At 68.8% G+C, this 14,317-nt stretch carries 12 protein-coding genes; 3 read left to right on the forward strand and 9 right to left on the reverse strand.

Annotated features, from left to right (window positions below; genetic code table 11):
* Nucleotides 1-58 precede the first annotated feature (58 nt).
* The 4 genes from treS to ACWPN5_RS12055 all read right to left on the reverse strand — a co-directional run bounded on the left by treS (nucleotide 59) and on the right by ACWPN5_RS12055 (nucleotide 6,337).
* A complete protein-coding gene (gene treS / locus ACWPN5_RS12040) occupies nucleotides 59-3,382 on the reverse strand; it encodes a maltose alpha-D-glucosyltransferase (RefSeq protein ID WP_492295518.1) in 3,324 nt (1,107 codons plus the stop codon).
* Between the two features lie 179 nt (nucleotides 3,383-3,561).
* The gene (locus ACWPN5_RS12045; RefSeq protein ID WP_145686827.1) at nucleotides 3,562-4,854 is read right to left on the reverse strand and encodes a hypothetical protein; all 1,293 of its coding nucleotides are present in this window, start codon (nucleotides 4,852-4,854) and stop codon (nucleotides 3,562-3,564) included.
* A 384-nt stretch (nucleotides 4,855-5,238) separates the two neighbouring features.
* Nucleotides 5,239-5,673, reverse strand: coding sequence for a bacteriohemerythrin (locus ACWPN5_RS12050; RefSeq protein ID WP_200477925.1), 435 nt, complete (start codon nucleotides 5,671-5,673; stop codon nucleotides 5,239-5,241).
* A gap of 154 nt (nucleotides 5,674-5,827) precedes the next feature.
* Complete coding sequence (locus ACWPN5_RS12055; RefSeq protein WP_247888360.1) at nucleotides 5,828-6,337, reverse strand: GNAT family N-acetyltransferase; 510 nt, start codon at nucleotides 6,335-6,337, stop codon at nucleotides 5,828-5,830.
* A 93-nt stretch (nucleotides 6,338-6,430) separates the two neighbouring features.
* Here ACWPN5_RS12055 and cysQ point away from each other — a divergent pair, with 93 nt between their 5' ends.
* On the forward strand, nucleotides 6,431-7,204 hold the full coding sequence (cysQ, locus tag ACWPN5_RS12060; protein ID WP_145686831.1) for a 3'(2'),5'-bisphosphate nucleotidase CysQ: 774 nt from the start codon (nucleotides 6,431-6,433) through the stop codon (nucleotides 7,202-7,204).
* Nucleotides 7,198-7,995: a ferritin-like domain-containing protein gene (locus ACWPN5_RS12065; RefSeq protein ID WP_145686833.1), complete on the forward strand. Its 798-nt coding sequence runs from the start codon at nucleotides 7,198-7,200 to the stop codon at nucleotides 7,993-7,995. The genes cysQ and ACWPN5_RS12065 overlap by 7 nt, the downstream gene beginning before the upstream one ends.
* A 50-nt stretch (nucleotides 7,996-8,045) precedes the next feature.
* Here ACWPN5_RS12065 and ACWPN5_RS12070 read toward each other — a convergent pair whose 3' ends face one another.
* From ACWPN5_RS12070 to ACWPN5_RS12090, 5 genes are all read right to left on the reverse strand, one after another.
* On the reverse strand, nucleotides 8,046-8,435 hold the full coding sequence (locus ACWPN5_RS12070; protein WP_492295522.1) for a DUF6285 domain-containing protein: 390 nt from the start codon (nucleotides 8,433-8,435) through the stop codon (nucleotides 8,046-8,048).
* Nucleotides 8,435-9,538, reverse strand: a complete 1,104-nt coding sequence (locus ACWPN5_RS12075; protein ID WP_492295524.1) for a phosphotransferase family protein — start codon at nucleotides 9,536-9,538, stop codon at nucleotides 8,435-8,437. The genes ACWPN5_RS12070 and ACWPN5_RS12075 overlap by 1 nt, the downstream gene beginning before the upstream one ends.
* A gap of 4 nt (nucleotides 9,539-9,542) precedes the next feature.
* Nucleotides 9,543-10,739, reverse strand: coding sequence for an acyl-CoA dehydrogenase family protein (locus tag ACWPN5_RS12080; protein WP_492295526.1), 1,197 nt, complete (start codon nucleotides 10,737-10,739; stop codon nucleotides 9,543-9,545).
* A 35-nt stretch (nucleotides 10,740-10,774) separates the two neighbouring features.
* Nucleotides 10,775-11,536, reverse strand: coding sequence for an SDR family NAD(P)-dependent oxidoreductase (locus ACWPN5_RS12085; protein WP_492295528.1), 762 nt, complete (start codon nucleotides 11,534-11,536; stop codon nucleotides 10,775-10,777).
* Nucleotides 11,537-11,689: 153 nt separating this feature from the next.
* Complete coding sequence (locus ACWPN5_RS12090; protein ID WP_492295530.1) at nucleotides 11,690-13,324, reverse strand: acyl-CoA synthetase; 1,635 nt, start codon at nucleotides 13,322-13,324, stop codon at nucleotides 11,690-11,692.
* Nucleotides 13,325-13,576: 252 nt separating this feature from the next.
* Between ACWPN5_RS12090 and ACWPN5_RS12095 the strand changes: the two genes are divergently transcribed.
* Nucleotides 13,577-14,287 (forward strand): Crp/Fnr family transcriptional regulator, encoded by a 711-nt coding sequence (locus ACWPN5_RS12095; RefSeq protein ID WP_172428347.1) that lies wholly within the window; start codon nucleotides 13,577-13,579, stop codon nucleotides 14,285-14,287.
* The last annotated feature ends 30 nt before the right edge of the window (nucleotides 14,288-14,317 follow it).

The following is a 14,317-nucleotide window of genomic DNA, read 5'->3' on the forward strand; positions in this document are numbered from 1 at the left end:
GCCGGGGCGTTTGTCACACCACGCCCGCGGCGTCCTATGTCCCGCATCGGGTTTCGCCTCAGGACTCGCCGTCCAGAAGCCCCAGCACGCCCTTCACCGGAATGCCGATCCAGTTCGGCCGGTTGGCGGCCTCGTAGGCGATCTCGTACAGCGCCTTCTCCATCAGGAACAGCGCCAGCAGGCGGCGGTCGGCGGCGGTTCCGTCCGGCACGTCCGGGCAGGCGCCCATGGCGGTGCGGTAGGCCTCCAGGAAGCTTTGCATGCTGCGCCGCTCCCAATCGAGCGCCGCCTCCATCACCGCACCGGCCTCCTCCAGAACGCCCGTCTCGTCGATCCGGAACAGCGCCGCCCAGGTGGCGTAGTTGAAGGAGCGCAGCATCCCCGCCACGTCGCGCAGCGGACTGTGCTTGGCCCGGCGCTCCTCCAGGGATTTCGCCGGCTCGCCCTCGAAGTCGATGATGTACCAGTCGTTCTGGGCGCGCAGCACCTGCCCCAGGTGATAGTCGCCGTGGATGCGCGTCTTGTCGCCCTGCGGCGGGGTGTCGGCGAGTTCGGCCAGCCGGCTCATCACGTCGGCGCGGCGGGCCAGCAGCGATTCCGCCTGCTCGCGCACGGCGGGGGCCAGACGGTCCAGCGCGCCGGGCAGAGCGGCGAAGGCGGCCTCGGCCTGCCGTCGGGCGGCCTCGCCCCAGCCCTTCAGGTCGTCGGCGGTCACCGGTTCGGGATCGAAGGCCGGATCGCCGGTCCGCTTCGCCAGCGCGCAATGGAGTTCCGCCGTGCGCTGGCCGAGCGTCGCCATCATGGCGGCGTGCATGCCGAAGGGCTCGCCCTCGGTCGGCTCCTCCGGATCGTGGGCAAGGCCGAGACGGATGTCGTCCAGGTCGCGCACCAGCGAATCGACGGTGCTGCTCCAGCCGTCGCCCTGGTTGCGCACATAGCCCTGGAGCACGAACAGCGCGGTCGGCGTGCCGTCCTCCGCCACATGCTCGACGGAGCCGAGCAGCGACGGCGTGTTCTGGAAGCCCGCCACCTCGGTCAGGAAGCGCCCGACCTCGATCTCCGGATGGGCACCGGGGGTCAGGCGGCGGAAGGCCTTCAGCACGGCCTGGCTGCCGACCAGGATCGAGCTGTTGCTCTGCTCCACGCCCAGGCGGCGGATTTCGGTGTCGTCGTCCACCGTCAGGTCGGCCATGCAGGCCGTTGGCGAGAAGCGCAGGTGCCCGTGCGACGCCGGGATCTCCCGCCCCTCGCGCAAAGCGGTCAGCAGGCTGCGCGTGAAGGCGTCGGCCTGCATGGCGTCGTAGATGGCGCCGGTCCGCGGACCGCGCCGGGCCTTGGCCAGCGTGAAGGGCAGCAGCGGCCAGCCGGTGTTGCCGGCGTTCTCCTCCCAGCTCATGGCGAGCGGCAGGAAGTAGGATTGCGTGCCGCCACCGGACAGCTCGACGTCGGTGTGGAGCAGCATGAAGCCGTCGCCCGGCCCGTCCAGCCGCGCCGACACCGGAACGTGCGCGCGCTCGATCCGACGGTCCTTGGCGGCGAACCAGCGCTGCTGCGGCAGGTAGGCCTGCAGGATGTCGCGCGCCAGTTCCGCCTCGGCGCGACCGCTGATCAGGCTTTTCCAGCCGTCGCGCACCACCACGGTCAGCAGGTCGGGCACCGGCTCCGGCATCGTCTCGTGCCAGGACGGCAGCGCCGCCTCGGCGGCGAGCGCGAACCAGTAGAAGCCGTAGGCCGGGATGGTCAGCAGGTACGGCAGATCGCCGACCGGCGGGAAGACCGTCCGGCCCAGCATCTCCACCGGCACCCGGCCGCGGAACTGCTTGAGGTCCAGCTCAACCGCCTGGGCGGAGCGGGACAGGTTGGCCACGCAGAGGATGACCTCGTCGCCCTCCTCCGTCGAATGGCAGCGCAGATAGGCGAGGACCTTGCGGTTGCCCGGATAGAGGAGCTGGAAGCTGCCGCGCCCGAAGGCCTTGTGCTGCTGGCGCACGGCGATCAGCCGCTTCATCCAGTTCAGCAGAGACGACGGGCTGCGCTGCTGCGCCTCGACGTTGATGGCCTGGAAGCCGTAGATCGGGTCCTGGATCGCCGGCAGGTACAGCCGCGCCGGGTCGGCGCGGGAGAAGCCGCCGTTGCGGTCGGGCGACCACTGCATCGGTGTCCGCACGCCGTCGCGGTCGCCGAGATAGATGTTGTCGCCCATGCCGATCTCGTCGCCGTAATAGAGCACCGGCGTGCCCGGCATGGACAGCAGCAGGCTCTTCAGCAGCTCGATCTTGCGGCGGTCGTTCTGCAGCAGCGGGGCGAGGCGGCGACGGATGCCCAGGTTGATCCGCATGCGCCGGTCGGCGGCGTAGAAGTCCCAGAGATAGTCCCGCTCGCGGTCGGTGACCATCTCCAGCGTCAGCTCGTCATGGTTGCGCAGGAAGATGGCCCACTGGCATTCGTCCGGGATGTCCGGGGTCTGGCGCATGATGTCGGCGATGGGGTGCCGGTCCTCCATGGCGACGGCCATGTAGATTCGCGGCATCAGCGGGAAGTGGAAGGCCATGTGGCATTCGTCCCCGCCCTTCTCCAGGTCGCCGAAATAGGGCAGCACGTCCTCCGGCCACTGGTTCGCCTCGGCCAGCAGCATGCGGTCGCCGTAGCCCTTGTCGATCTCCGTGCGGATTGCCTTCAGGACGTCGTGGGTTTCCGGCAGGTTCTCGTTGTTGGTGCCCTCGCGCTCCTTCAGGTAGGGAACGGCGTCGAGCCGCAGCCCGTCCACCCCCATGTCCAGCCAGAAGCGCATGACGTTCAGCACCTCCTGAAGGACCTTCGGGTTGTCGAAGTTCAGGTCGGGCTGGTGCGAGTAGAAGCGGTGCCAGAAGTAGGCCTGCGCCTCGGAATCCCAGGTCCAGTTGGACTTTTCCGTGTCGCAGAAGATGATGCGGGTGCCCTGGTACTTCTGGTCGGTGTCGGACCAGACGTAGAAATTGCGGTGGTTCGATCCCGGCTTGGCCTGACGGGCGCGCTGGAACCACGGATGCTGATCGGAGGTGTGGTTGATGACCAGCTCGGTGATCACGCGCAGGCCGCGGTCGTGGCACTCGCGCAGGAACCGCTTGAAGTCCTGGAGATTGCCGTAGGACGGGTTGACCGCCTTGTAGTCGGCGATGTCGTAGCCGTCGTCGCGCAGCGGCGAAGGGTAGAAGGGCAGCAGCCACAGCGTGGTGACGCCAAGCTCCTGGATGTAGTCGAGCTTCTGCGTCAGGCCGGCGATGTCGCCGATGCCGTCGTTGTCGGCGTCGAAGAACGCCTTGACATGAAGCTGATAGATGACCGCGTCCTTGTACCAGAGCGTGTCGTTCCGATCGATCCGGCCATTGTCCGAGTTCTTCATCCGCCGCCGTCGCTCCGCTGGTCTGGTGGAGCGGGGCCGCCGGACGGGCGGGGAATCCCGCGCCCATCCGGCAGCCGCGCCACATCATAAACCAGCTAGACTTGGGTCCGTTCCACGGCAAAGGCAACGTTGGACGCGAAACCTGTGATGGCGGACCCGCGTCGCGGACGGTGCCGGCGTCAGGCGTCGGCCAGCGCCGCGACGGAGAGCGGCTGGGTTTCCGTGCTGCTCCGGACGTCCACCGAGACGCCGCCGTTGACGTAGCCCGTCACCGTCTGGCGCAGCGCGTAGACCGTCTTGCCCAGCTCGGCGCTCATCGCCGCATCGTAGGTCGAACCGGGCACCTGCTGGGTGTAGTAGAAGACCGCCGGCGTGCTGTAGGAGGTCGGCGGGATCTCGGCCATCAGGATGGTCATGGTCGAGCTGTAGCGGCAATCGGCCGGGATCTCGACCGCCTGGCTCACCGACAGATCGTAGTAATTGGTGACCGAGGTCTCCTTCGTGCCCGTGTAGGTGTAGGACATGGAGAAGGTGCAGCCGACCTCGACCTCGCCGGTCAGACCGATCCCGTAGGTGAAGCGCACCTCCTGGACATAGCCGATCGTGTAGGAATCGGTGACCGACAAAGTCAGCGACTGCGATTTCCCACTGGTGACCGACACCGTGTCGGTGATCGTCGCCGCCCCCTCGTTGGTGCCGGAGATGGAACTGGAGATCGTGCTCGACGGGTTGGTCGGGACCGGCGAGGTGATCGTGAAGGGCTCAACCTCCGAATGGACCGGAGTCAGCAGATCCCATTTCCACGAGCCTTCCTTGTCGACGAAGGAGTAGCTGCGCAGGTCGGGAATGCCGTCCATGCTCAGCCAGCCGGCGACGGACATGGTTTCCCCGTCGCCCTGGCCGCCGTCGTAGAGCGCCACCTGCTGGGCGGTCAGCCCGCCGAAATAGATCGACGCCGCCCGGTCGCAAATGAACCATCCGGCCAACGACAGAACCGTCCCCATCGGCCATTCGCACAGGAAGAAGGTGTTGCGGTTGTCGGCGTAGTTCAGCCCGTCGAACAGCTGGAAGACACCGGTGTTCAGATCCACGGTGCGCCAGATGTAGGCGGACAGGCAGTCGTTGGCGCCGAGCTTCTCGACATCGACCGTCTGGGTCTGGCCGTTGCCGATCAGATCGACGCAACGCCCGCAGCCGTTGAAGCTGTAGGGCTGGCCGGCGGGTGGAGTGGTCTTGTGCTCCAGCAGGGTCAGGACGACCCCCTCCGGCAGGTTGAAGGCAACCCAGGTGGTCCGGTCGTTCAGGTTGGTCCCGGCAAAGGAACTCTGGACGCCTTCGATCGCGCCCGAGGTGGTGATGGTCAGGCTGTCGCTGCTCCAGTTCTGATCGGCGTACAGCTTCACGGTTCCCGACGGAAGGCTGGACGGATAGGGCGCGGAGGTGGTCGGCGGCAGCAGGTAAGGTGCAGTCATGGCGTTCCCTCGCGGTTGGCAGAATGCCCCAACCTCCGCATGGCCTTGACGCGAACGTCCGCCAAAACGGCGCAATTCATCAAGTCCCGAATTGCATTCATTGATATTTATTTTGGAATGGCCGGGGCGCTCATCAAAAATACCGGTGATAATTTGAAAAAATAAAACTATTTTATTTGAATGCATTTGCATTCATTCGTTTGTCTTCAAATATTCATGCGAACGTGTTTTCCAGTCCGCCGTCCGGGCAGGCCATCCGCGATGGAGTGGGCGCATCTTCGGCGTCCACCAAGGCTGGGTGAGAAGGGCCACGGCGGCCGGATTGCGGGCCGGTTGTGAAAGCGACGGCCGTTCGACAGAGATCCGATGGCGATCAGGCGGCGGTCAGGCAGACGTCCGCTTCCGCTTCGCGCCCTGGGTCAGGCTGCGGTAGACACCCTGATCCTCTTCGATGAAATGGGCGATCAGCCGGTGCTCGACCCAGTTGGTCAGTTCGTTTGGCGTGCAGAAGACCACCCCGTAGGGGCCCTCGAACCGCAGGGCCAGCAACTCGTCCGTGATCTGCCGGTGCAGCCGCTTGTGCGTCTCGACGGCGCCGCTCCTGGCGTCGGTCCAGAACCGCTCCTCGGCGGAGAAATGCTCCTCCGTGTACTTCACCAGGGCAGCGAAGGCACTCTGGATGATCTTGTAGCCCTGCCCCGCCGCCACCGCGATGTGCAGCAGGCCGGCCAGTTCCAAAAGGGTCCGGTGCTGCTCGTCGATGGACTCGTTTCCGACCGTGTATTCGGACTTCCACGGAAAGCGGGCGGATGGCTGCATGGGGGCCTGCCGGCGAACGGCCGTGCTGAAGGTGTCGGGAGCGCTGCACGATAGCATCCGCGACCAGCCGCCGGGGTCGGACAACTTGCCGCAAATCGAATCCCCGCCGGGCGGGATGTATACAATTTGCGGCAAATTTCATCGATCGCCGAAATCAGCCCTTCACCGGCCGCGTCATGTAGGTCATGCCGCCGCCGTAGGAGGCCAGCTTGGCCGCCAACCCGGCCCCACCGTCCTGCGGCAGGAACCCCTGCGCGTCCCAGAAGGCCCGCGCGCCGGGCGTCGAGGTCAGGGCCAGCCAGCGGAAGCCCTGCCGCGCCGCCAGGGCGTCCATGCGCTCCAGGGCGGCGGCTCCCAACCCCAGGCCGCGCGCCGCCGGCAGCAGGGCGACGTCGTGCAGATAGAGGCAATCCGGCGCTTCCGGCAGCGCGCCGAGCGGCGAATCGAGCGGCGGCGGCACGCCCAGCCGGCCCGGATGCAGGACGATGTAGCCGATGCCGATCCCATCCGCGTCCGCCATGGCGCAGCCGTCCGGGTAAAGGGCCAGCCGCTCGGCAAAAACGGCACGGTCCTCCGGGTAATCGGGATGCACGACCTCGGCGATGGCCATCACACGGTCCAGGTCCGCCGTCTCCATAGCGCGCCAGCCCGCCTTCATCCGCATTCTCCCATCCTCCCCGCCCTTTCCAGCCTTCCAGCCCACCATCCGGGCGCGCTATGGTGACCGTTCGCCCACCAGCCGACCGGAGGACCACCCATGACCGACACCGCCGCGGCGAGCCTGCTGCCCAAGGTGCGGACCATCGCCCATGAAGCGGGTCAGGTGATCCTGCGCTTCTACAACGACGGCATCGACGCCGCCACAAAGGTCGACGGCAGCCCGGTCACCCAGGCTGATCTCGCCGCCGAGCACGTCATCACCCCGGCCCTGCACCACATCGCCCCCGGCATTCCGGTGGTGGCGGAGGAGGCCGTGGCCGCCGGGAACCGGCCGGACATCTCCGGCGGGCGCTTCTGGCTGGTCGATCCGCTCGACGGCACCAAGGAATTCATCAACCGCAACGGCGAGTTCACCGTCAACATCGCCTTGATCGACGGCGGGCGTCCGATCCTGGGGGTCGTCTACGCGCCGGCCACCGGCGACCTCTACGCCGCCTGCGGGGCGGGCACCGCCGTCCATTGGGTGGAGGGGCGCCACGACTACCCGATCCAGGTCCGCAAGCCGCCGCCCGACGGCCTGACCGTGGTCGCCAGCCGCTCCCACGGCAGCGGCAGCGAGTTGGAGGGCTTCCTCGCCGGCTACACGGTGAAGGACCGGGTGACCTGCGGCAGCTCGCTGAAATTCTGCACGGTGGCCGCGGGCAAGGCGGACCTCTACCCCCGCTTCGGCCCGACCAGCGAGTGGGACACCGCCGCCGGCCACGCCATCCTCGCCGCCGCCGGCGGCCGGGTGGAGCAACCGGACGGTTCGCCCTTCCTCTACGGCAAGGCCGACATCCTGAACCCCCATTTCGTTGCGTATGGATGGTGACCACGCTGTGCGACGCGGCCGTCGCGGTTCTGACCACCGCGGCGCCGCTGGAGAAGGTGCGCCTGACGCGGGACTATGCCGCGGCGTGGCGCGACGGACGCATCACGGAGTTCGGCGCGCTGGCCCCGCCGGAGCGCCCCTCCCGCCCGGAGCGCCCGCCCCTGATGCTGCCCCGCGACATGCCCAAGCGCGGGCGCGGCGGCAGCGCGCAGAACCGCCTCGCCCTGCTCCACGCGCTGGCCCACATCGAACTGAACGCCATCGACCTCGCCTGGGACATCGTGTGCCGTTTCGTCGGCGAGGGGATGCCCAGGGGCTTCACCGACGACTGGGTGCAGGTCGCCGACGACGAGGCCCGGCATTTCCAGATGCTGGAGGAGCGGCTGAACCAGCTTGGCTCCGGCTATGGCGAGTTGCCGGCCCATGACGGGCTGTGGCAGGCCGCGACCACCACCGCCCATGACCTCGCCGCCCGGCTGGCCGTGGTGCCGATGGTGCTGGAGGCGCGCGGGCTCGACGTCACCCCGGAGACCGTCCGCCGCCTGCGCGAGTTCGGCGACGCGGAGAGCGCCGCCCTGCTCCAGGTCATCCATGACGAGGAGATCACCCACGTCGCCGCCGGACGCCGCTGGTTCGGCCATCTCTGCGCCAAGCGCGGCGTGGACCCGGTGGAGACGTGGCAGGATCTGGTAAAGCGCTACTTCCGCGGTGGCCTGAAAAAGCCCTTCAACGTGACCAGCCGCCAAGCCGCCGACTTCGGCCCGGAATTCTACGAGCCGATCGCGGAGTGACGCCCACATCCTTCGTTCCCCTCTCCCGGGACGGGAGAGGGGAACACTTTTTACCCCCGCAGCACCTTCGGATTGGCGATGCCCAGCCGGGCCTGGACGATCTCCTCCAGGCACTCCATCAGCACGTCCTGGCCGTCGTGGTCGAAGTCGCCAGCGGCGATCTCGATGCACAGCCGGTGCTGCAGGGCCTCCACCCGCTGGCGCAGGTCGGTGCCGGACAGGCTGTCGTCGGCGTCCTCGCCGTAGAGCAGGGCCAGCGCCGCCAGCATGGCGTGACCGGCCTCGTCCGCGCCGGCCAGTTCCCGCTGCACGATGCCGAGCGCGTTGGCGATCATCAGCGCCGTGTAGCGCTGGGCCGGCGGGATGTGGGGAAGCAGGTCGGTGCGGAACGTTTCCGCGATGATGCTCAGCAACTGCTGGGCGTCGGGGCTGGTGCGCATCAGGCGACCCTCTCTTCGTCGGCATCGCCGGACGGTTCGGCATCCACCGCCGCCGGGGCGGAGGCCGTCAGCCCCAGCCCATGGATGTGGCGCAACAGGTCCCACTCGATCTCCGGCAGCATCCGCCCGGTCAAAGCCAGCTCCAACGACGGCTCCTCGCCGGAGGTGTGGCGGCGCCCCTGAAGGACCGCGATGGCCGCCCAGCGCATGTAGGCGGCGGTTTCCCAATAGGCGACCGCCCGCGGGTCCACCCGGCGGCCCGACGTCTCCTCGTAGCCGGCGTAGAAGTCCTCCCGCCCGGCCAGCCCACCGGCCTCGCGGTCGTGGCGCCCGAAGCGCCAGGAGCGGGCGCAGAACCAGCCGAGATCCTCCATGGGATCGCTGAATCCCGCGAACTCCCAATCCAGGATGGCGGTCAGGCCGCCGTCCTTCACCAGATAGTTCCCGGTGCGGTAGTCGCGGTGGCACAGCACCAGTTCGCCCGGCGGCGGCGCGTGGATCTCCAGCCAGCGCAGGCCCCAGGCCAGCACGGCGTCCCGCAGCGCCAGATCGCCCAGCCAGTCGCGGTAGGCGTGGACGCAGTCGAGCGCCGGCGACGCGGCCGGCACCGGCAGGTCCTCCAGCCCCGGCGTGTCCGGCCCGGCCTTATGCAGGCGGCCCAACTGCCGGCCAAGCTCGCGGGCGAGTCCGCGCTGCGGCTGGTCGGCCTTCACCACCTTGTGCCCGGCCCCGATGCCCTCGGCGCGGCGCATGATGTAGAAGTCGGCGCCGAGGACCGCCGGGTCGCCGCAGGCGGCGATGGGCTCCGGCGCCGCCACCCCGGCGCTGAAGGCGGCGCGCAGCACGGCGAACTCCTGCGCCTTGGAGATGCTCGCCTTCATGCCGGACGCCGCCGCGCCTCCGCCCGGTTGGGCGCGCAGCACGCAGGCGTGCCGCCCGGCCTGCGGCCCGCCGTCGATGTCCAGAGTCACCGCGAGGTTGAGCGAGATGGCTCCCCCGCCGAGCGTGCCTTCGTCGGCCACCGCCACGCGCGTCGCGCCGGTCGCCCCGGCCAGCCAGGATTCCAGCCGCGGCCGGCTTTCCCCGTCGATCAATGCGCCCATCCCGTCACCCCCAGGCCCAGAAGCCGTCGCCCTCGTCCATGTAGAATCGCGCCAGGACCATCTTGTGGACCTCCGACGCCCCGTCCACCAGCCGGGCCTGCCGGGCGTAGCGGTACATCCACTCCAGCGCCGTGTCCTTCGAATAGCCCCTGGCCCCGCAGAGCTGGATGGCCGTGTCCACCGCCTTGTGCAGCGTGTCGGCGACATGGACCTTGGCCATCGACACCTCCTTGCGGGCGAAATCGCCGCGGTCGAGCTGCCACGCCGCCTTCATGACCAGCAGCCGCCCGATCTCGATCTGCATGGCGACGTCGCCCATCATCCACTGCACGCCCTCGTGCCCGGCGAGCGTTGTGCCGAAACTCTCGCGCTCGCGGACATAGGCGGCGGCGATCTCCATGGCCCGCTTCGACAGGCCGGTCCAGCGCATGCAATGGGTCAGCCGCGCCGGGCCGAGGCGGATCTGCGTCGCCTTCAGCCCATCACCGACGGTCATCAGGACGTTCTCGTCGGAAACCTCCAGCCCGTCGAAGCGCAGCTCGCAATGGCCGCCATGCTCCTCCGGCCCCATGATCGGGATGCGGCGGACGATCTCCCAGCCGGGCTGGTCCTTGTCGAACAGGAAGGCGGTCAGCCCCTTGCGCGCGTCGTCGGAGGTGCGGGCGATCAGGATGAAATGCTGCGCCTCCCCCGCCCCGGTGATGAACCATTTGCGGCCGGAGATCACCCAGCGGTCGCCCTTGCGCTCCGCCCGCGTCTTCATCATCGAGGGGTCGGAACCGCCGCCGGGATGCGGCTCGGTCATCACGAAGGCGGAGCGGACCGCGCCGTCGATGATGGGCTGGAGCCAGCGCTCCTTCTGCGCCTCGGTCGCCACCTTGTTGAGAAGCTGCATGTTGCCGTCGTCGGGAGCGGCGCAGTTGAAGCAGACCGGCCCGAAGATGGAGCGGTTCATCTCCTCGTAGGCCGCGGCCATGCCGACGATGCCCAGCCCCTGCCCACCGCGCGCCGTCGGCATTTGCGGCGCCCACAGCCCGGCGGCCTTCACCTCCCCGCGCAGGCGCTCCAGCAGGGCGGGCGCGATGTTCTCGTGCGCGTCGTAGGAGGCCGGGTCCGCTTCCAGCGGCAGGATGCGCTCCTCCACGAAGGCGCGCACGCGGCGGCGGAACTCCTCGATCGGCGGGGGCAGGCTGAAATCCATCGGTTCGGGTCCTCTCTTCGTTCTTTCTTCTTTGCTTACAAGGTGCTGACCAGATGCCCACCGTCCACCGGCACCACCGCGCCGGTCATGTAGGCCGACGCGTCGGAGCAGAGCAGCAGCAACGGCCCGTCCAGGTCGGCCAGCCGCCCCAGCCGCCGCTGCGGCACCCGCCGGATCAGCGCCTGCCCGGCGTCGGTCGCCAGGAAATCGCGGTTCAGGTCGGTTTCCATGTAGCCGGGGGCCAGCGCGTTGACGCGGATGCCGTAACGCGCCCATTCCAGGGCCAGCGCCTGAGTCAGTTGGACCAGTCCGGCCTTAGACGCGGCGTAGGCTGCGACATGGCCGGCCACCCGCAACCCGAGGATGGAGGCGATGTTGACGATCGACCCGCCCCGCCCCTGCTCCCGCATCACGCGCGCCGCCGCCTGCGCGGTGAGGAAGGCGCCCTTCAGGTTGGTGTCGATGACACGGTCCCACTCCTCCTCCGCATAATCCAGCGCGGGCTTGGCGACGGTGGTCCCGGCGTTGTTGACGAGGATGTCGAGCCCGCCGAGCGCGCTCGCGGCCATCCGCACGCCGTCGCGGACGGAGGCGGCGTCGGTGACGTCGAGCGGCACGGCGACGGCCTGCCCACCCGCCGCTTCGATCTCGGCGACGGCGGCGTCCAGGCTCTCGCGCCGCCGCGCGGCCAGAGCAACGCGGGCGCCGGCCGCAGCCAGCACGCCCGCGAAGTGACGGCCCAGGCCGGCGGAGGCCCCGGTGACCAGGGCGGTGCGGTTGGTGAGGGAGAGGATCATGGGGGTCCTGGGTTTGTGACGGTGGGGTTCATGCGTCGGGCCCCCTCCCTAACCCTCCCCCGCCTTCGGCGAGGGAGGGAACTCCGCTGCTTCGCAGCCAAATCCCCTCCCCTGCGAAGCGGGGGAGGGTTAGGGAGGGGGCAAAAGCTCCCCTCACAACCCCCTCGCCTGCTCGCGCAGCACGAACTTCTGGATCTTCCCGGTCGAGGTCTTCGGCAGGGCCCCGAACACCACCGTCCGCGGCGCCTTGAAATGGGCGAGATGGTCACGGCACCAGCCGATCACCTCGGCCTCGCTCACCCTTCCTTCCGATCCCGGCTTCAGCGTGACGAAGGCGCAGGGAGTCTCGCCCCATGTCGGGTCGGGACGGGCGACGACGGCGGCCTCCATGACGTGGGGGTGCTTGTACAGGACCTCCTCGACCTCCAGCGAGGCGATGTTCTCGCCGCCGGAGATGATGATGTCCTTGGCGCGGTCCTTGATCTCGACGTAGCGGTCGGGGTGCAGCACGGCGAGGTCCCCGGTGTGCAGCCAGCCGTCGCGCAGCGCCTCGTCGGTCGCCGCCGGGTTCTTCAGGTAGCCCTTCATCACCGTGTTGCCGCGCAGCGCCAACTCGCCCAGCGTCTCGCCGTCGGCGGGCACCGCGCGACCGCTGTTGGGGTCGAGCACGGTCTGCTCGGACATGGTGACGTTGGGCACGCCCTGGCGGGCCATCTTCACCGCCCGTTCCTCCAGCGGCAGCTCCGCCCAGCCCTCCTGCCACGCGCAGCCGGTCGAGGGGCCGTAGCATTCCGTCATGCCGTAGAGGTGGGTCAGGCGGAAGCCCATCCGCTCCATCCCCGCGATCACTGCGCTGGGCGGCGCCGCGCCGCCGGTCGCCACCTGCACCGGGCCGTGGTCGAAGCCGCGCTTCACCTCGTCCGGCGCGTGGATCAGCATGGTCAGCACGACCGGCGCGCCGCAGAGATGGGTGACCTTCTCCTCGGCGATCAGGCGGAAGATCGCCGCCGGGTCGACGGCGCGCAGGCAGACATGGGTCGCCCCGACCGCCGTCACCGCCCAGGGGTAGGTCCAGCCGTTGCAGTGGAACATCGGCAGCGTCCACAGATAGACGCTGTCGGGCCGCAGCCCGAAGGTGATGACGTTGCCGAGCGCGTTCAGATGGGCGCCGCGGTGATGGTACAGAACGCCCTTGGGGTTGCCGGTGGTGCCGGAGGTGTAGTTGAGCGCAATGGACTCCCACTCGTCCTCCGGCGTGCGCCAGGGCGCCTCGGGGTCGCCGGTCCTGAGGAAATCCTCATATTCCAGATCGCCCACCGGGTCGGCGTCCTGCGCCGCCGGATCGTCGATCCACACCACCCGCGGCGGGGCCGCCATGCGCTCCAGCGCGGCGCGGGCCACCGCGGACAGGCCGCGGTCGACCAGGAACAGGCGGCTTTCCGCGTGCTCCAGGATGAAGGCGACGGCGGGCGCGTCGAGCCGCGTGTTGATGGCGTTCAGCACCGCCCCGGCGCCGGGAATGCCGAAATGCCCCTCCAGCATCGCCGGGGTGTTGAAGGCCAGGACCGACACCACTTCCCCTGGCCGGACGCCGGCCCGGCTCACCGCGGAGGCCAGCGCGCGGGCGCGGCGCTCGACCTCCGACCAGTTCCGCCGCAGGGGGCCGTAGACCACCGCGGTCTTGTCCGGATAGACCATCGCGGAGCGGCGCAGGAAGTCCAGCGGCGTCAGCGGCACATGGTTGGCCGCGCGCCTGGACAGCTCTGCGGACGGGGTGGTGGAGTCCACGCTCGTCTCCTTCCCTGTTCTGCGGTCCCTGTTTTCAAGCCGGGTTCTTTGGCCGGCGCCTCATACCGGACGCCTTGCTGACGATGGTAGTCACGAACCATTGGACAGAACAAGATTCACCTTTGGTCGGTCTTTCCCCCTATGCCCGCAAGAACGAGGCAGAGACGGGCGAGCGCGTTACCGCCTCTGGCGCCGCGGTTGCGGGCCGTCCGCCCGCTACACTGTCCGGCATCGAGCCGTATGGGGGCGACCATGACGACGGTGCGGATCGCGTTCGACAAGGAACTGGTGCTGTCCGGGCATTTCCTGCTGAAGCATCTGGAAAAGCCGGAACTGCAACGCCTCGCCGCCAGCGCCCGGCTGGCCTATTTCCGGCCCGGCGCGGTCATTTTCCAGAAGGGCGACCCCGGCGACAGCATGATGGCGGTCATCCGCGGGCGGGTGAAGATCTGCTCCCACTCCACCGACGGCAAGGAGCTGGTGCTGAACATCATCAACAAGGGCGGCCTGTTCGGCGAGATCGCCCTGCTCGACGGCGAGCCGCGGACCGCCGACGCCGTGGCGCTGGAGGAGACCGACCTGCTGGTGCTCGACCGTTCCAAGTTCGTGCCGCTGCTCAACGAGCGCCCGGCGGTGGCGCTCCAGCTCATCACCGTGCTGTGCAAGCGCCTGCGCCAGACCAGCGAGCATCTGGAGGACACGCTGTTTCTGGAGGCGTCGTCGCGCTTCGCCCGCGCGCTGATGCGGCTGGCCGACGTGTTCGGCAAGCCGACGCCGGGCGGGCTGAAGCTGGACATCAAGCTGTCGCAGCAGCAGCTCGGCTGTCTGGTGGGCGTGTCGCGCGAGAGCATCAACAAGCTGCTCGGCGAATGGCAGCGCAACGGCGTGATCGCCGTGGAATCCGGGCGGATCACCCTGCTCGACCGCGACGCGCTGGAGGAGATCGCCGAGGCGAATGGGTGAGGCGTCGCGTCGAGCCCCCACCCCGGCCCT

It is taken from the genome of Azospirillum sp. UENF 211521, from assembly GCF_058780535.1.